Here is a 17452-nt window from a genome sequence, read left to right as displayed (position 1 = left end):
GGGATCAATACTCCGTCTTTTTTAATTTCCTAAGTTGCTTTTGTGTCATTTGCATTTCTGCCCACCATGACTCAGGTGCTTCAATTTCACCACGATCATTAATGTATGGGCGAGGCAGGCCTTTTCGACGAGAAACTTCTGCCAATACTGGGTATCCACCTTCAAATAGCAGAATTTGTTGTTCTTCTTCTGTTAAGGTGCTCTCTGTTCGATTATACATACCCGCAGCCTGACGTTGGCGTTGTGCTTCATATAAAATTAAAGCACTGGCAACTGAAACATTCAGTGATTGCACCATCCCCATCATAGGAACAATGATATCTTGATCGGCAAGCGCTATCGCATCTTGTGAGATACCGGTTTTTTCCTGTCCCATAATAATACAAGTTGGGCGAGTGTAATCAATCTCACGAAAATCGACGGCTTTATCTGAGAGATGTGTCGCAAGAACTTGCATACCTTGAGTACGAAAGGCACCTACGGCATCAGTGATTGTGGGGTGTGTTTCTACATTAACCCAACTGTTGCTTCCGGCTGCTGGTGATACGAGCATTCGCATTTTTTCTTCAGGCCAAATAGCATGAATTTTAGGAATACCCACGGCATCAGCTGTCCTTATAACAGCAGCCACATTATGGGATTTATGCACTTCTTCAAGGCAAATCGTCAGGTCAGGTTGCCGCATCGCCATCATTTGACAGATGCGGGCATATCGAATTGAATTCATGACTAGTTTTTATTACGGCTAACGCGCAGAACGTCTGGCATGATACGAAGTTTACGCATGATATTGGCTAATTGAATTCGGTCTTTTGCTGTTAAGCGAATAAAAGCACAATACACGCGACCATCTTTCTCTTCTGTATTCATACTTTGAATACTTGAATTTGCATCATTAATAGCTGCGGTTAAGTTTGCTAAAGCACCTTGGTGGTTAATCATATCGACTTTAATTTCAGTAATGAAATCGCTGTTGATCTCTTTGTCCCACTCGACAGGCATGAATTTTTCAGGCTCTTTTTGGTAACCACGAATATTACGACAAGACTCATGGTGAATAACTAAACCTTTACCCGGGCTAATATGTGCAACGATAGGATCTCCCGGAATAGGGCGACAACATTTAGCGAAGGAGATCAATACGCCATCAGCACCTTTAATTGGGAGTTTAGGTGGAGCATCATTGGTTGTTTCGGTTTGTGCGTTTTCATCTTGATTTTGACTATCAATCAATAAATTACGCGCAACAACAACGCTCATGGTATTACCTAAACCAATTTCAGCCATTAAGTCGTCGATTGAATGAAGTTTCATCCGTTTCAACTCACGCTCAATATTTTCTGCTGAAATATCAGCAAGCTTGTGCTCACCTAATGCGTGATTGAGTAAACGGCGACCTAAATTAATAGAGTCTTCACGTTTTAGGTTTTTCAGCAGTTGTCTAATTTTAGAGCGTGCTCTTGAACTGACGACAAAGTTTAGCCAAGCCGCATTTGGTCTTGCGCCTGGAGCAGTAATGATTTCAACCGTTTGTCCTGTGCGTAGCGATTGTGAAAGAGGATAAGGTTGTCTATCAACCCTTGCGCCCACGCAGGCATGGCCGATATCTGTGTGGACCGCATAAGCAAAATCGACAGGAGTCGCACCCGTTGGTAATTCAACAATGCGACCTTCTGGCGTGAAAACGTAGATTTCATCAGGAAAAAGATCGGATTTTACGTTTTCGATAAATTCAAATGAGCTACCCGCGCTTTGTTGCAATTCAAGTAGACTTTGCATCCAGCGTTGAGCTCTTACTTGTGCGGTTGTGCCCGGTTGTTCACCTTGCTCTTTATAAGCCCAATGCGCAGCAACCCCCATTTCAGCCATTTGATCCATATCTTCCGTACGAATTTGCACTTCAACGGGTACTCCATGAGGGCCAATTAGTGAGGTATGAAGAGATTGGTAGCCATTGGCTTTGGGGATGGCAATATAGTCTTTAACTCGACCGGGACGTGGTTTATAAAGACTGTGCATTTGCCCTAAAACCCGATAACAGGTATCGACTTCCTTCACAATAACGCGAAAGGCGTAAATATCCATGATCGAGTGAAAACGTTGCTCTTTTAACAACATTTTTCGATAGATAGAGTAAAGGTGTTTTTCGCGACCGTTAACTTTGCATTCGATATGCGCTTCCGTTAGGCGACCTTCAATTTCAGAGAGGATTTTATTAATCATCTCTTTACGATTGCCTCGAGCAGCTTTAACGACTTCTTTGATTACACGGTAACGATTAGGATGTAGCGCCTCGAAACCCAGCTCTTCAAGCTCTGTTTTGATATGGTGTATACCTAAACGGTGTGCAAGAGGACTGTAAATTTCGAGTGTTTCGCGAGCAATACGGCGACGTTTGTCTGGGCGTAATGATCCCAGAGTGCGCATATTGTGAGTTCGGTCTGCCAGTTTGATCAAAATGACGCGGATATCTTTTACCATCGCCATAATCATCTTACGGAAGTTTTCAGCCTGAGCCTCTTTTTTGTCTCTAAACTTCAATTTATCAAGTTTAGACACGCCTTCAACAAGATCGGCCACCGTACTACCAAATAGGTTTTCGATATCTTGGAAGGTTGCAGGAGTATCTTCGATAACATCATGCAATAGCGCCGCCATTAGCGTTTGGTGGTCTAATCGCATATCTGCAAGAATACACGCAACCGCAACAGGGTGAGTAATATAAGGCTCACCACTTGAACGAGTTTGCCCCTCGTGGGCATTTCGGGCGACGATAAAGGCTTTTTTAAGTTGTTCAACTTGCTCCGATGGCAAGTATTTTTGAACGATTTGATTCAGGCTTTCAAACAGGTACAAGGCAGACCTACCCCTATTTTATAAACGATTAACGACGACCTTCCGCAATCGCTGAAACAGCTTGTAATTCTGCTGCTTCTTGCTCTTGCTGCTCTTGACGTTCACGAGCATCAAGAATTTTACCGTTAATCAGGCCTTCTTCGATTTCACGTAGCGCGACAACAGTCATTTTATCATTTTCTTCTGGAACTAAAGGGTCTTTAGCGCCAACTTGTAGCTGACGCGCACGACGTGCTGCGACCAGAACAAGGTCAAAACGGTTACCAATTTTTTCTACAGCGTCTTGAACGGTTACGCGTGCCATATTTGTGTTACTCCACCATTAACGAAATGACTGGGCATAATACTGAAAGTTAACTCAGTCTGCCAATAATTTGCTGATTAAATCACCATGTCGTAGCGTTTGACGATCAAGGCGTAATTTTTCTGAACGAATAATTGATTGTAAATCAGCAAGCGCAGTATTGAAATCATCATTAATCAGCAAATAATCATACTCATTAAAATGTTCCATTTCCGATACAGCTTGTGACATACGTTTTGTAATCACTTCTTCGCTATCTTGGCCACGTCCACGAAGTCGGCGGTAAAGCTCTTCTTTTGACGGTGGCAGAATAAAAATACTGCGAGCTTCAGGCATCGCTTTACGCACTTGTTGTGCGCCTTGCCAATCAATATCTAAAAAGACATCAACACCACTGGCTAAAATTTCTTTGATAACTTTGCCTGATGTGCCGTAATAGTTACCAAAGACACAAGCATGTTCGAGGAAATCTCCGCTGTCTATCATGCTTTTAAATTCTTCTTCAGTAACAAAGAAGTAATGTTCACCATGGCTCTCTCCCGGTCGCATTGGGCGGGTTGTATGAGAGACAGAAACCTGCGTGTCATATAAAGGCTGTGTTTTTAACAGCGCTTGAATAAGACTTGATTTACCCGCACCGCTTGGGGCGGAAACAATATAAAGTGTTCCTTGGATCATGATGACTTTCTGAATTTGACTGGAGAATTAAGTATAAATACATGTTTAGGGAGTAAATCCCCCCATATAGTATACACATACAATGAATGACATACAGCGCCCATGTTTAATACAGAGCTATTTTTTTCTTATTACATTCTATTTTCTGAATATAGAAACAAGAGAAAAATTAAACTATGTCAATATTAACATACAATTAAAGGCTCAGTGATAGGAATTACCTTTTATCACAATAGCGAAAAGAGATTATATTTTGAGATACCCCACAGAATCAAAAAGAACCGCTGTCGTTAAAATAGCGATTCGTTAATCTTGATTCTCGTAATTAAAGACAGGTAGGCCCAATTTATAACGAATAGCGAGAAGTCGAGCTGTTAACCCAGCAATTAGGGTAATGATGATAATGACGTCTCTTGGTAACGGTGTATAAAACAGTAATCCCATATAAAGCCACGCAGCACCAAAAGCGATACCGGCATAAATTTCTTTTTGGAACACGAGAGGAATGGTATTACAAAGCATATCTCTTAATACACCGCCAAAAGCACCTGTAATCACTGCGGCAATAGCAGCAATAATTGGGCCATACTCCATATCGAGTGCGATTTGTGCGCCGATAATAGAGAAAACCATTAGACCGATGGCGTCTAGGATAAGAAAGAGTCGCTGTAAGTGTTTCATCATGGGAGCAACCCACATGGTGATAACAGCAGCACATGCAACAGTGACAATATATTCAGGATGTTTTACCCAACCGAGGGGGTAATGGCCCAGTAGAATGTCCCTGACAGAGCCACCACCAATGGCAGTTGCAGAGGCGATAATAATAACGCCAAAAACATCCATTTTACGACGACCAGCAGCAAGTGCACCGGTCATGGCTTCTGCAGTAATACCAATAATATAGAGAACACTAAGTAACATGATTTTCTAATTTTTTGACTATTTAGTGAGGGTAGAGTAATTACCTTGCGAAAAAGTCTCGACTGAATTTTTTTAGTGCCAGGTAAAATTAATTAGTTTTTATAATGTGGAAATTTATTTCCCGATAAGGATAAATATGTCTTTTCAGGAACACCAGATTACGTTTGATAGCCGTCATCATCAGTTAACCAATATAAATGTTTGGACGCCAGATAGCCAGTGGTTAGTCTATGATGTACGTCCCAATGGAGGATCTTTTACAGGTCTAACCATAGAAAAAATTCATGCGAAAACAAAACAGCAACAGATAATTTACACAGCAACACAAGGGGCACATGTTGGTGTGGCTACAGTATGCCCAATTGAGCCTGTGCGTTATGCTTTTATTCATGGACCTGAAAACCCAGATGATGAATGGCATTATGATTTTCATCATCGTCGCGGAGTGATTGTTGATGGATCAGAAAACAATCGTGCATTTAATATCGACGCTTGTTCGTTGACATCACCTTATCAGGCTGGTGCTTTACGTGGCGGTACGCATGTTCATGTTTTTAGTCCTGACGGCACGCGTTTAAGCTTTACATATAACGATCATATTATGCACGAACTGGGTGGCGAATATGATCAACGTAATGTGGCTGTTGCTGTGCCACTGAAAGCGATTAATGTTGTTAAAAAACACCCTCGTGAATATGACGGTGAATATTTTTGCACTGTCATAAGCCAAACTGTCGCTCATCCACAAAAGGGGAGCGATGAAATTAATAAAGCTTATGAAGAGTGTTGGGTTGGTACTCAGGGGTATACAAAGGCTGATGGTTCACAACAACGTTGGGCTATTGCATTTATTGGCGATACCGTCAGTGAAACGGGTGATAAAGTTTCTGATATTTTCTTAGTGGATTTACCGGATGATAATCAGGCTTTCAGTATTGAAGGTGATAAACCACTGGCAGGAACCGAGACAACAATGCCAGCAGTGGCTAAAGGTATTCATCAAGTTCGCCTAACAAATACCGCAAATAGAAAATATGCAGGTGTTTTAAATCAGCCTCGTCATTGGTTAAGAAGCTCCCCACAAGGTGATGCGATTGCTTTTTTAATGAAAGATGATAACGGTGTTGTGCAGTTATATACCGTCTCGCCAAGTACGAAAGAAATAAAGCAAGTTACCTCGCAGGATTGGGATATTCAGTCCGCCTTTACATGGAATAGTAACGGACAATATCTCACCTTTATTTGTGATAATAGTGTGATGTTATGTAATGCAAAAACGGGTGAACTAACGCGATTAACAGAAAAAACAGCACAAGCACCAAGTAGTGATGCTGTTGTATTCTCTCCTGATGATCAATATATCGCCTTTATGCGTGATGTTGATGGTTATCGTCAGATATTTACGGTAGAGACTGGATTGTAGTTATTATTCTAAAAATAGAGCCTGTATTATATAGGCTCTAAAAATAGAATGAATTAGATTATAAGTGACTTTTTGAGCAATCAAATTTACACGTCTCAGTGTAGCTCCGTTGGGTTTAATTTTGTTCCGCTCCCATTTTGATACACTCTCTTTTGTCATATTGAGTATTAAAGCAAGAGACGATTGCGGAATATTATTTTGTTCACGAATTCATTTTATATTTTCACCATTCATTGGAAAAAAAACCGGCATTGCTTTCACAATGCCGGTTTTGTGTTTTTTTGTATTTCTACAATTTATTGTAAAACAGAAATATCCGCGACTTTTAAGAACAGTTCACGCAATTGACTTAACATGGTTAAACGGTTGATACGAACCGCTTCGTCTTCATCCATTACCATAACTTTATCAAAGAAGTTATTGACCACATCACGTAATGATGCCAGTTCAACTAAGGCTTCTTGGTATTTGCGCTCTGCAAATAATGGCGCCAACTTATCTTGTAATACAGAAAGATTCGCCGCTAATTGAACTTCTTCTGGTGCTTTTAAGACGGAAGCTAAAACCGTGTCGTTTAGTTTTACGTTAGCAGATTTTGCTAAGATATTAGAAACACGTTTATTCGCTTCTGCTAACGCAGCGGCTTCCTCTAATGTGCGGAAATAAGTTACCGCTTTAACGCGAGCATTGAAGTCTGCAGGTTGTGTTGGGCGACGTGCTAATACAGCTTGAATAGTATCAATGCTGTAACCCAATTCTTGATACCAAGAACGGAAACGACCTAACATAAATTCAACCACATCACTGACGACATTTTTATTTGTCAGTTTTTCGCCGTAAAGGCGAACGGCTTCTTGTGTTAATTCTTCAATATCTAGCGGTAAATCTTGCTCAACGATAATACGTAAAACACCCAATGATGCGCGACGTAGAGCAAATGGATCTTTGTCCCCTTTCGGATGTTGACCAATACCGAAAATACCCGCAAGGGTATCCATCTTCTCTGCAATAGCGAGGGCGCTAGCAACAGGATTAGACGGTAATTCATCACCTGCGAAACGAGGCTGATATTGTTCTTTCAATGCAACCGCAACTTCTTCGGCTTCACCATCATGACGTGCATAATGCATACCCATAACACCTTGGGTATCTGTGAATTCGAACACCATATTGGTCATTAAGTCACATTTTGACAGTAAACCTGCACGGGTTGCTTTATTAACATCAGTACCCATTTTACCTGCGATAAAGCCAGCTAATGCCTGAATACGGTCGGTTTTATCACGCAGTGTGCCTAAATCTTTCTGGAATAATACGGTTTCAAGGCGCGGCAAGTTATCTTCTAAACGTTGTTTACGGTCAGTTTTAAAGAAGAACTCAGCATCCGCTAAGCGAGGGCGTACCACTTTTTCGTTACCACTAATGATCTGTTGTGGATCCGAAGATTCAATATTAGTGACGAAAATAAAGTTAGGTAACAATCCACCTTGTTTATCATAAACAGGGAAGTATTTTTGGTCACCTTTCATGGTGTAAACCAGTGCTTCAGCAGGCACTTCAAGGAATTTTTCCTCAAATTTTGCTGTTAGTACAACTGGCCATTCAACCAATGAAGTGACTTCTTCCACTAAGCTATCGCTTAAATCTGCGATACCACCGAGTTTTTCAGCGGCAAGGCGAGCATCATGAAGAATAATTGATTTACGCGTTTCGTAATCAGCAATCACTTTTCCGCGTTCATAAAGAATTTCAGGATACTGATCTGCATTATCAATAGTGAATTCAGCTTCACCCATAAAGCGATGACCACGAATAACGCGATCGCTTTGGATACCTAAAATTTCACCATCAATAACAGTATCACCTAATAATAAAGTAACAGTATGAACAGGACGTACAAAGTGAGTTTCTTTATCGCCCCAGCGCATTAATTTTGGAATTGGTAATTTTGATAATGCAGTGCTTACCATGCCAATCAGTAATTGGTTAACCGCTTCACCTTTTACTTCCGCACGATAAAATAACCATTCGCCTTTATCTGTTGATAAGCGTTCTGCTTGGTCAACAGTAATGCCATTGCCTCTAGCCCAACCTTCAGCCGCTTTGGTTGGTTTACCTTCAGCATCAAATGCTTGAGCAATGGCAGGGCCACGTTTTTCGATGGTTCTATCTGCTTGTGATTTCGCCATATTAGCGACTTTAATGGCTAAACGGCGAGGTGCTGCAAACCAAGATACATCACCATGAGTGATATTGGCGTTGTCCAGCTCTGCAGTAAAATTAGCAGCAAAAGATTCGGCTAAAGAACGAAGCGCTTTCGGCGGTAATTCTTCTGTGCCGATTTCCACGAGGAAAGTCTCAGTTGTCATGATAGCCTCTTACTTTTTACACATAGGGAAACCAAGCGCTTCACGAGAAGCATAATATGCTTCAGCAACCGCTTTGGTTAAAGTACGGATACGTAAAATATAACGCTGACGCTCTGTTACAGAGATAGCTTTACGTGCATCCAATAGATTAAAAGTGTGTCCTGCTTTTAAAATACGTTCATAGGCAGGTAGAGGCAGAGGTTTTTCTAATTCTAACAACTCACGAGCTTCTTTTTCATATTGCTCAAAGCAAGAGAATAAGAAGTCTACGTCTGCGTATTCAAAGTTATAAGTTGATTGTTCAACTTCGTTTTGATGATAGATATCGCCATAGGTGGTTTTACCTAATGGGCCATCGCACCAAACTAAGTCATAAACGCTATCAACACCTTGAATATACATGGCAAGACGTTCTAAGCCGTAAGTGATTTCACCTGTAACCGGTTTACACTCTAATCCACCCACTTGTTGGAAATAGGTAAACTGCGTGACTTCCATGCCGTTGAGCCAAACTTCCCAGCCTAAGCCCCAAGCACCTAGTGTTGGGTTTTCCCAGTTATCTTCCACAAAACGAATATCATGGATTGTAGGATCCAAACCTAACTCTCTTAATGAGCCAAGATAAAGCTCCTGAATATTATCAGGCGATGGCTTAATGATAACTTGGAATTGGTAATAGTGCTGTAAACGGTTAGGGTTTTCACCGTAACGTCCGTCTGTTGGACGACGTGAAGGCTGTACATAAGCCGCAGCGATAGGCTCTGGGCCTAATGCTCGTAAACAAGTCATTGGATGTGATGTGCCTGCGCCCACTTCCATATCTAATGGTTGGACAATGGTACAGCCCTGGCGAGCCCAGTAATCCTGTAATGTCAGGATAAGACCTTGAAAGGTTTTGGTATCAAACTTTTGCATGTTATATCCGCATGGCGATACATAGAATAAAAAGAAAGGTTTCAGTATACCTTCTAGACGAAAGATATACAGCAAGGAATGCGGGCAATTTTCCCTCGATCAAAAAAATAATCCTTTAATTGACTTTATGACTATGCTCAAAGAATTAGATTGAATTTTTTTTACCTATTTACATGTGTATTTATACAGTATATAAGTGATGCTATTGAAAGTTATTGATAACAAGGAATGAGTGAATGAGTAAACAACGCTGCGATTGGGTAACCAATGATCCTGAATATTTGGCATATCACGACGATGAATGGGGAAAACCTGAACGAGATAAATACAAGCTTTTCGAAATGATTTGCCTTGAAGGCCAACAAGCTGGGCTATCTTGGTATACCGTACTCAAAAAAAGAGAAGGTTATCGTCGCTGTTTCTTTGGTTTTTCACCTGAAAAAATTGCCAAAATGACAGAGAAAGATGTCGAAGCTTTATTACAAGATCCCGCTATTATCCGTCATCAAGGAAAAATTAACGCCATTATTAATAACGCGCGTGTTTTTATAGCAATGGAAGAGCAAGGTGAGGATTTTAGCCAGTTTATTTGGCAATTTGTTGATAATAAACCAATTGTTAATCAGTGGGATGATATATCCCAAGTACCTGCGTCCACTGAAATCTCAGATAAAATGGCAAAAACGTTAAAGAAAAAAGGTTTTAAATTTGTTGGTACAACAACTTGCTACGCTTTTATGCAAGCCGTTGGTATGGTGAATGACCATATTCTCTCCTGTTTTTGTCGCCAAGAAGAGAGTGAAAACACCAATAAAAATTAAAATGTGGGTTGAGTTATCTTTAATTTAAGAAATTATTGGTTTTATATTTCAATATTTAAATCTGTATTAATATTCCTATTTTATCATTTCCATTATAACTATTGATGCAGATTAAAGCTCGCGGTATGGTATTTCTTAACGAGAAAGCAACATAGAAGATACCTGCAAAGATGACTCAATTATCACAATTCGGGCAAAAATTTGCTCAGCACTCAGGCATTGCTCGCTTGATGCAAGATTTAAATGAAGGAATACGGACACCGGGTGCCGTGATGTTGGGAGGTGGTAATCCTGCGCATATTCCTGAAATGGACAACTATTTTCGTCAATTACTTAAAGAGATGACAGAAAATGGTACGTTAAGTGATGCAGTTTGTAACTATGATGGTCCGCAAGGCAAAGATGCTATGTTACAAGCGTTGGCGACATGCTTAAAAGAGAAGCTGGGTTGGAATATTTCGGCGAAAAACATTGCATTAACCAATGGTAGCCAAAGTGCTTTTTTCTACCTGTTTAATTTATTAGGTGGCACAACTAAAGATGGGAAAAAACGAAAAATTCTTTTCCCTATAGCGCCTGAATACATTGGTTATACTGATTCTGGATTAGAAGAAGATCTGTTTGTTGCGAATAAGCCAACAATAGAAATGTTGCCGAATGGGCAATTTAAATATCATGTGGATTTTGCTCATCTTGAAATTAGTGATGATATTGCGGCTATTTGTGTTTCAAGACCAACAAACCCAACGGGTAATGTGATTACAGATGACGAAGTTGAAAAGCTAGAGATTTTAGCTAAACGACATAATATTCCTCTGATTATAGATAATGCTTACGGTGTTCCTTTTCCGGGTATTATTTTTACTCAAGCAACACCTCGTTGGAATGACAATACTATTCTCTGTATGAGTCTGTCTAAACTAGGTTTACCGGGGGCACGTTGTGGCATTATTATTGCCAATGAAGAACTGATTTCAGCCATTACAAATGTTAACGGCATTATTAGTCTCGCACCTGGTGGAATTGGACCAGCAATGGCATTAGAAATGTTAAAACGCGATGATTTAATGCGGTTATCTCAAGATGTGATAGGGCCTTTTTATCATCAACGAGTACTTGAAACTATTAATATTATTCGTCGTTATTTACCTGAAGAGCGTTGTCTTATTCATAAGCCTGAAGGTGCGATATTTTTATGGCTTTGGTTTAAAGATTTACCGGTTTCTTGTGAAGAGCTTTACCGTCGTTTGAAAAAACGTGGTGTATTAATGGTGCCGGGACATTACTTCTTTCCGGGATTAGAAGATTCATGGGATCATGCTCATCAATGTATGAGAATGAATTATGTACCAGAGCCTGAATTGATAGAGAAAGGAATAAAAATTCTGGCTGAAGAAATCGAGAACATCTATCAGCCAGTGAATATCTAATAAAAATGCCCCTTCAGCGAGAAGAAGGGGCAAAGACAATAACGAGGACTTTTGAGCATAAGTTTGACGGAAAGAAATTGATTACTAAAAATTTAGTAATCCGTCTCAATCTAAATTTCTTAGCACGAGAACTATTAAAACAGACATTTATAAAATCTATGGCTTAAATAAGGGCTATTCATTGCCTTAATTATCACTCTGCTAAGCTAAATATAGATTTTGATAACAACTTCGGTTCAATTATTTAATATATTTATTATTTTCACTACAAAGTCCATATAATCAGTGCCATTAATTGTGGTGTTACGATGCGTAAAAACATAGCCAAGGGATAAACTGTAGCATAGGAAAGTGAGGCTGCCCCACTTGAGCTATGAATTGAATTTGCGAAGGCTAATGCAGGCGGATCTGTCATTGAACCTGCTAACATTCCACAGAGGCTTAAATAATTAAGTTTAAAGAAGACTCTGGCGATCACCCCAACAATCAATAGCGGTAATAACGTAATCAAAATGCCGTAGCCAATCCAACTCAAGCCTTGACCATCAATTAATGTTTCGACAAATTCACCGCCAGAGTTTAATCCTACCACCGCAAGAAACATGACAATACCGAGCTCTCGCAATGCCAAGTTAGCACTTGGAGGCATAAACCAATAGAGTTTACCAAATGTACCAATACGTCCTAAAATTAAGGCAACAACAAGGGGACCACCAGCTAATCCCAGTTTAAGTGCCACAGGAATACCAGGAATAAAAATAGGAATAGAGCCAAGTAAAACCCCTAAACCGATACCAATAAAAACAGGAAGCATTTGAACTTGTTCTAATTTCTGACGAGCGTTACCTAACAGGGCTGTAATGGCTTCAATAGACTCAGGGCGCCCAACGACATTAAGAATATCCCCGAACTGTAACATACTATTATTGCTTGGAATAAGTTCGATACCTGCGCGGTTTAATCGAGTCACGACAACATCGTATTTTCTTTTAAGATCCAGATCTTTTAAACGCTTACTGAGCACGGAATCATTTGTTACAACGATCCGTACTGATTGCAATAAATTTGTTGATGTTGAAAGTGAAGCATCGACCTCTTCACCAAGTACTAGGCGTACTTTATTGAGATCTTCTTTTGAACCCACAATATGCAGTAAATCTCCCAACTGAATAATTGTTGATGGCATAGGTACCATAATATTATCTCCACGCTTTAAGCGAGAGCAGACAATGGCATCTTCATTGAGCAGAGGAATATCTTGCATTAATAAGCCATCTAGATTGGGGTTTTTAATCGCAATATTAATGGTATGTAGTGCATCTTTAGTGTTGTTTTGTTGGTTGCTAAAGGCTTTTGCTTCTTCATCAATGTTGATTTTAAAGAACACACGAATAAGCCACATGACTAGCAGAATGCCACAGATCCCCATAGGGTAAGCCATGGCATAGCCCATCCCCATTTGTCCCACTGATGCTGGGTCGACATGCAGATCAGTCAGTATTTGTTGTCCTGCCCCTAAAGAAGGGGTATTGGTAACCGCACCAGAAAAAATACCCAAAATAATAGGTAAAGGAACATCAAATAGATGATAAATAGACGCGGTTATGATTGAACCAAGAAGAATAATTAGGATAGCAAAGGCGTTTAGTTTTAAGCCCGAAACACGTAGTGAGGAGAAAAAAACAGGACCGACTTGGATACCAATAGTATAAACGAAAAGGATAAGCCCAAATTCTTGAATAAAATGAAGAGTTTGTGCATTAAGTATGAAATTATAGCGCTGAGCAAAGTGGCCAATAATAATTCCACCAAAAAGAACACCGCCTATTCCTAGGCTAACCCGATAAATTTTGATATTGCCAATCCAAAGACCTAGAGCGCCTGCTAATGACAACATCACCATTGTTAATGCAATATCACTCATAAAAAAGATCCTGTACCCAAAAAATAAAAAAAGAAGAAATTTGAGCTAAAACGATAAACCTATTTTGGCAAAGAATAATGAAAGTCGCTGTGTCTTATCGCACAGATTCAACATATATAGAGATCAAACTAACAAGAAAGATAAATATAGCGTTAAAGTGTTAATTTAAAATAATGAAGGTTGAATTTTAATATCATCAAAACATAATCATTAATAATATTATTATGATTTTTTTAATTAGAGAAAATGAAACTTTCTTACACTAGAACTATTTATTTACTGACTAAAAAATTAAGCTTTTTTATATCATCTTTCTCTTGTCCTGTAAGAGAAAACAGGTTTAACTATATGATAAAAAGCGTTGATTACAGCTCTCGTTTTATAGGTGCCCTATGATATTCAGAACGACAAGTAAAAATTTAACATTAGTTACATTTTTGACGACATTACTGACAGGTTGCTCAAGTGTTATGACTCATGCTGGCCCGAATAAAGAACTTTATTCAGGGACAAAAAATAACATGACAATGTTAAAAGATGATGAAACCGGATGGGCAATGAAGCCACTGGTTATTCTCGATTTCCCTTTTAGTGCCGTATTAGATACTTTATTATTACCATATGATTATTATACTCAAGGTGATGATAAAAGTGATAATTCACCTAAGGAACGTATAAAAAGATTGGAAAATACAACTGCGAATAATAATCATGAAAATAAGAATTAATATAAAAATTAATGACTAAATAATAAATAAGTAATTATATTTAGTCATTATCTATTTGATTATTTATGTAAAGCTGTTTCTTCTTTAGGGCCAAACATTTTATTCAAACTATTAAGCTCTTGCATTTCCTTGTCACATATAACTTTTTGTTCTGCTTGAGGTGCTGTCATTATCTGTTTTTTGCTTTGCTCGAAGTTAGCCTTAATCTCCGGCATATTATGTTTTAGATCTTCTCTTTCAGAAATGTACTGAATAAATTTATCCGCTTCTTTAAAGTACACTCGGCAAGCATGAACTGTAGATGCTTGAGCTGGAAGTGTGATTGACAATAAAAGTAATGCGACACCCAACCAACATTGTTTCATTCTCTAAATTACCCACCTTATTTGACATAATCGAATTATATAAAAAGTACACTAATTAGACGATAATAATTAAGAATAAATTTGTTATTTTTTTTCATATTTTATAGATAACGTAAAGAAAGCCATAGTAAAGCGAAGAAAGAAAGCTAAGCTTGTTACAGTAACGCTAAAAATCACCTCTTGTTTATGATAAAAAAGTTAAAAATCAACTATTTTGGTCGAAAACCGTACGAACAGTCAGGTGATACTAAAAAAGTATTGACGGAGTGGGTTTCTGGCAGTAAGATGCACCTCGTTTTCGGCGAGTAGCGCAGCCTGGTAGCGCAACTGGTTTGGGACCAGTGGGTCGGAGGTTCGAATCCTCTCTCGCCGACCATATTAAGAAACCCCGCTTTTAAAGCGGGGTTTTGTCGTTTTGGGCATCTCTTCATCAATCATCTCTTTTTACTTTCTGATAGATAGGCATGGTTGCATTATTGGCACCTATGTAGGTAAAAGACGTTTTTTATAAATCTTTTTTGTTTCTCTTTACATATACATAACACTCCTATTCCCTGTATAAGAGTGTAAATTGAATGCGTATTGAGTTGTCTATTCTAATCTACTGTATTTTATGGTGTTGTGCCTTTTTCTCTGTAGCGAATGAAAGTCATATTGATCTTTCCGTACCAGTAGATTTACCAACAGAGACACAACTTAGAGATGACTTACTACAACAAAATGACAGTGTCTCTTTAGTGAATTTAGCGCAACAAAATAAAATGGAGTTTGTCACGCCTTCTTTGCCATGTTTTTCAATCAAACAGGTAAAAATTCATCATTTGGAGGAGTTTTCTTCTCCATCATTACAACGCCAAGTGGCGAAATGGCAAGCAGCATTAATAGGGCATTGTCATTCGCAATCATTATTAGAACAAGATATCAATATTCTTAATGCGATGCTTTATGATGCTGGCTATGTGACGAGTGAAGTGGGTAACGTTGATCTTTATGCTGATGACGAGGTATTGGATATCACATTAAATGTCGGGAAAGTACAAGACATTGTTTCTAAAACGTCGACAGATAAACACTATTTGATCTCACAGGCGATGCCTATAAAAAAAGGCGATATTTTAAATATTAAAGATATTGAACAGGGCGCTGAAAATTTCAAAACCATTCCTAAAAGTAATGTCAAAATTCAGATAGAACCATCATCAAAAGAAAATGAGTCAATTATTTCTCTTTCTCAAGTTGGAAAAAGGACAGTCGCAGGCTCGGTATCGATTGATAATAAAGAGCAAAAAATTTACGGAGATCTATTTGGTACGACAAGGTTAAGCTTTGGTAATTTAGCGCAACTTAATGACACATTAATGGTTATTCTTTCAAGTCAACTTGATACCTTAAAATCAAGAGGTATCAAAAAGCAGATCTTTTTATGGCAGGTACCTTATCATTATTGGCGTGCGACATTATTTGGTTATAACATTGGATCAAACCGTAGAATATCGGAAACGACAAAAAAGTTACAAAAAACGCGTCAACAACTTCTTTCCTTTGAGATCCAGCGCCAGTTTAGACCCTCAACGCAGCGTACAGTGACTTTAAAAGGGGGAATTCAGTATTACACTTACCGAAATGAAATGTCAGGCTATCGCTTATCAGTACATGAGCGTCGTAGCCCTTATGTTAATGCGGGTATTGAGCAAAATTATCGTTTTATGAGAGGGGGTTATCTTAATACTAAATTTAATTATAAGCAGAGCGTTTTTATTCCTGGCGCTAAACTTTCTCCGATAGATTCGCTTAATGGTGTGCCAATTTTTAATATTAATTTAGAAGCGTTAATTCCTTTTAAAATTAATTCACAGTTATTTTTTTATCAGCCAGAAATACTGTTTCAACTAACTCGATCGGATATTGATGGGTTACTTGATAAAGCAAATATCGGCGGTTTATATAGTGTGTATGGTTTTGAGTCAGGCAAAGGTTATTCTGATGCAAATCAGTTTGTTTCCCGACACAAGGTCACTTGGCTTACACCCTTTAATAACCAAATGCTATTCTCTGCAATAGATTATGGTTCCGTCTCTGAAGAGAGAAAAAACGTTTTTTATAATAAAAATAAATATTTGATTGGTGCAGCAACAGGGCTAGAAGGAAGCTTTAAACAGCTGAGTTATCAGTTAATATGGAGCATACCGTTATCGGCCCCTTCTAGTAGAAAAGCAACAGGATCACAGTTTAATTTCAACGCCCAATTTAACTTCTGATTTTGGTGGTTTATCTTATATTTTTTACTATTGATTTTGTAAATCATTTGATAAATAACTATATATTATTGGCTTATATAGCATTCTAGTAGTTAAAAAGAGAAAAAGGCATTTTTCTCTTTTTAAGTTAGCTTAGTATTGCACTGATTATCTTCTATGTGTGGTGTTATTTTTTAGGGCTAACAGAATAAATCATCCATTTCTTTGTTTCATTTCAATATATTCGTTTAATATTTAAGCGTTCAATCACAAATTATGGCTTTTTTTAAAACAGTTATTTCACTTAAGGATTTTTTAATATGTGGTTTTTTTGACTAGATATTAGCCAGATACTTATTTTTTTATTCTGAGTTTGTTCGATATTTGTTTCATTTGTGTTTATAAAGAGTTCTTTTTACCTTCTAATGCCTTATTGACGTAAGGGAATACAGTTGGTTAATTGAACAATGACAAAATA

The 17452-nt window shown here is 38.5% G+C and carries 15 protein-coding genes and 1 tRNA gene; 6 read left to right on the top strand and 10 right to left on the bottom strand.

The features are described 5' to 3' along the window. Window positions 1–4: 4 nt before the first annotated feature. From trmH to CUB63_RS10565, 5 genes are all read right to left on the bottom strand, one after another. Entirely contained in the window at window positions 5–727 is a 723-nt protein-coding gene (trmH, locus tag CUB63_RS10585; RefSeq protein ID WP_109848001.1) for a tRNA (guanosine(18)-2'-O)-methyltransferase TrmH, read from the bottom strand. Window positions 728–729: 2 nt separating this feature from the next. After that, a complete protein-coding gene (gene spoT, locus CUB63_RS10580; RefSeq protein ID WP_109395897.1) occupies window positions 730–2856 on the bottom strand; it encodes a bifunctional GTP diphosphokinase/guanosine-3',5'-bis pyrophosphate 3'-pyrophosphohydrolase in 2127 nt (708 codons plus the stop codon). A 28-nt stretch (window positions 2857–2884) separates the two neighbouring features. Further along, window positions 2885–3160 carry a DNA-directed RNA polymerase subunit omega gene (gene rpoZ / locus CUB63_RS10575; protein WP_006534607.1) on the bottom strand — a complete coding sequence of 92 codons (276 nt, stop codon included), beginning with the start codon at window positions 3158–3160 and terminating at the stop codon, window positions 2885–2887. A 54-nt stretch (window positions 3161–3214) separates the two neighbouring features. Continuing rightward, window positions 3215–3838, bottom strand: coding sequence for a guanylate kinase (gmk, locus tag CUB63_RS10570; RefSeq protein WP_006534608.1), 624 nt, complete (start codon window positions 3836–3838; stop codon window positions 3215–3217). 306 nt (window positions 3839–4144) lie between these two features. Then, the gene (locus CUB63_RS10565; protein ID WP_006534609.1) at window positions 4145–4762 is read right to left on the bottom strand and encodes a trimeric intracellular cation channel family protein; all 618 of its coding nucleotides are present in this window, start codon (window positions 4760–4762) and stop codon (window positions 4145–4147) included. A gap of 136 nt (window positions 4763–4898) precedes the next feature. Here CUB63_RS10565 and CUB63_RS10560 point away from each other — a divergent pair, with 136 nt between their 5' ends. Beyond that, complete coding sequence (locus tag CUB63_RS10560) at window positions 4899–6185, top strand: YidR family protein (protein ID WP_109848000.1); 1287 nt, start codon at window positions 4899–4901, stop codon at window positions 6183–6185. A 3-nt stretch (window positions 6186–6188) separates the two neighbouring features. On the opposite strand, the gene CUB63_RS17740 is transcribed toward CUB63_RS10560, so the two are convergent. The 3 genes from CUB63_RS17740 to glyQ all read right to left on the bottom strand — a co-directional run bounded on the left by CUB63_RS17740 (window position 6189) and on the right by glyQ (window position 9469). Next, window positions 6189–6395 (bottom strand): helix-turn-helix domain-containing protein, encoded by a 207-nt coding sequence (locus tag CUB63_RS17740; protein ID WP_255311263.1) that lies wholly within the window; start codon window positions 6393–6395, stop codon window positions 6189–6191. A gap of 86 nt (window positions 6396–6481) precedes the next feature. Then, window positions 6482–8554 (bottom strand): glycine--tRNA ligase subunit beta, encoded by a 2073-nt coding sequence (gene glyS, locus CUB63_RS10550; RefSeq protein WP_006534613.1) that lies wholly within the window; start codon window positions 8552–8554, stop codon window positions 6482–6484. Between the two features lie 9 nt (window positions 8555–8563). After that, window positions 8564–9469 (bottom strand): glycine--tRNA ligase subunit alpha, encoded by a 906-nt coding sequence (gene glyQ / locus CUB63_RS10545; protein WP_004246832.1) that lies wholly within the window; start codon window positions 9467–9469, stop codon window positions 8564–8566. 236 nt (window positions 9470–9705) lie between these two features. Between glyQ and CUB63_RS10540 the strand changes: the two genes are divergently transcribed. Both CUB63_RS10540 and CUB63_RS10535 read left to right on the top strand, forming a co-directional pair. Continuing rightward, a complete protein-coding gene (locus tag CUB63_RS10540; RefSeq protein WP_109847999.1) occupies window positions 9706–10290 on the top strand; it encodes a DNA-3-methyladenine glycosylase I in 585 nt (194 codons plus the stop codon). A 170-nt stretch (window positions 10291–10460) separates the two neighbouring features. Beyond that, window positions 10461–11720, top strand: coding sequence for a valine--pyruvate transaminase (locus CUB63_RS10535; RefSeq protein ID WP_072064833.1), 1260 nt, complete (start codon window positions 10461–10463; stop codon window positions 11718–11720). Between the two features lie 265 nt (window positions 11721–11985). On the opposite strand, the gene CUB63_RS10530 is transcribed toward CUB63_RS10535, so the two are convergent. Beyond that, window positions 11986–13644 carry a putative transporter gene (locus tag CUB63_RS10530; RefSeq protein ID WP_109847998.1) on the bottom strand — a complete coding sequence of 553 codons (1659 nt, stop codon included), beginning with the start codon at window positions 13642–13644 and terminating at the stop codon, window positions 11986–11988. Window positions 13645–14036: 392 nt separating this feature from the next. On the opposite strand from CUB63_RS10530, the gene CUB63_RS10525 reads away from it, so the two are divergent. Continuing rightward, a complete protein-coding gene (locus CUB63_RS10525) occupies window positions 14037–14372 on the top strand; it encodes a YceK/YidQ family lipoprotein (RefSeq protein WP_072064830.1) in 336 nt (111 codons plus the stop codon). Between the two features lie 59 nt (window positions 14373–14431). Here the strand turns inward: CUB63_RS10525 and CUB63_RS10520 are convergent, their stop codons facing one another. After that, window positions 14432–14737: a DUF5339 family protein gene (locus CUB63_RS10520; RefSeq protein ID WP_006534621.1), complete on the bottom strand. Its 306-nt coding sequence runs from the start codon at window positions 14735–14737 to the stop codon at window positions 14432–14434. A 299-nt stretch (window positions 14738–15036) separates the two neighbouring features. On the opposite strand from CUB63_RS10520, the gene CUB63_RS10515 reads away from it, so the two are divergent. Together CUB63_RS10515 and CUB63_RS10510 are read left to right on the top strand one after the other, a co-directional pair. Continuing rightward, window positions 15037–15113, top strand: a tRNA-Pro gene (locus CUB63_RS10515). A 199-nt stretch (window positions 15114–15312) separates the two neighbouring features. After that, complete coding sequence (locus CUB63_RS10510; RefSeq protein WP_109847997.1) at window positions 15313–16995, top strand: ShlB/FhaC/HecB family hemolysin secretion/activation protein; 1683 nt, start codon at window positions 15313–15315, stop codon at window positions 16993–16995. The last annotated feature ends 457 nt before the right edge of the window (window positions 16996–17452 follow it).

The sequence above is a fragment of the Proteus penneri genome (genome assembly GCF_003144535.1).
Classification (GTDB): domain Bacteria; phylum Pseudomonadota; class Gammaproteobacteria; order Enterobacterales; family Enterobacteriaceae; genus Proteus; species Proteus penneri.
The sequence above is the reverse complement of the archived record's forward strand: the minus strand, read 5'-3'. Positions and strand labels throughout refer to the sequence as shown.

Bases quoted from the DNA above. Each gene is read 5' to 3' on its own strand.
- glyS (WP_006534613.1), bottom strand. From the start codon at position 8,554: ATGACAACTGAGACTTTCCTCGTGGAAATCGGCACAGAAGAATTACCG.
- rpoZ (WP_006534607.1), bottom strand. From the start codon at position 3,160: ATGGCACGCGTAACCGTTCAAGACGCTGTAGAAAAAATTGGTAACCGT.
- CUB63_RS10510 (WP_109847997.1), top strand. From the start codon at position 15,313: ATGCGTATTGAGTTGTCTATTCTAATCTACTGTATTTTATGGTGTTGT.
- gmk (WP_006534608.1), bottom strand. From the start codon at position 3,838: ATGATCCAAGGAACACTTTATATTGTTTCCGCCCCAAGCGGTGCGGGT.
- CUB63_RS10530 (WP_109847998.1), bottom strand. From the start codon at position 13,644: ATGAGTGATATTGCATTAACAATGGTGATGTTGTCATTAGCAGGCGCT.
- CUB63_RS10525 (WP_072064830.1), top strand. From the start codon at position 14,037: ATGATATTCAGAACGACAAGTAAAAATTTAACATTAGTTACATTTTTG.
- CUB63_RS10520 (WP_006534621.1), bottom strand. From the start codon at position 14,737: ATGAAACAATGTTGGTTGGGTGTCGCATTACTTTTATTGTCAATCACA.
- CUB63_RS10565 (WP_006534609.1), bottom strand. From the start codon at position 4,762: ATGTTACTTAGTGTTCTCTATATTATTGGTATTACTGCAGAAGCCATG.
- CUB63_RS10535 (WP_072064833.1), top strand. From the start codon at position 10,461: ATGACTCAATTATCACAATTCGGGCAAAAATTTGCTCAGCACTCAGGC.
- CUB63_RS10560 (WP_109848000.1), top strand. From the start codon at position 4,899: ATGTCTTTTCAGGAACACCAGATTACGTTTGATAGCCGTCATCATCAG.
- glyQ (WP_004246832.1), bottom strand. From the start codon at position 9,469: ATGCAAAAGTTTGATACCAAAACCTTTCAAGGTCTTATCCTGACATTA.
- trmH (WP_109848001.1), bottom strand. From the start codon at position 727: ATGAATTCAATTCGATATGCCCGCATCTGTCAAATGATGGCGATGCGG.
- CUB63_RS10540 (WP_109847999.1), top strand. From the start codon at position 9,706: ATGAGTAAACAACGCTGCGATTGGGTAACCAATGATCCTGAATATTTG.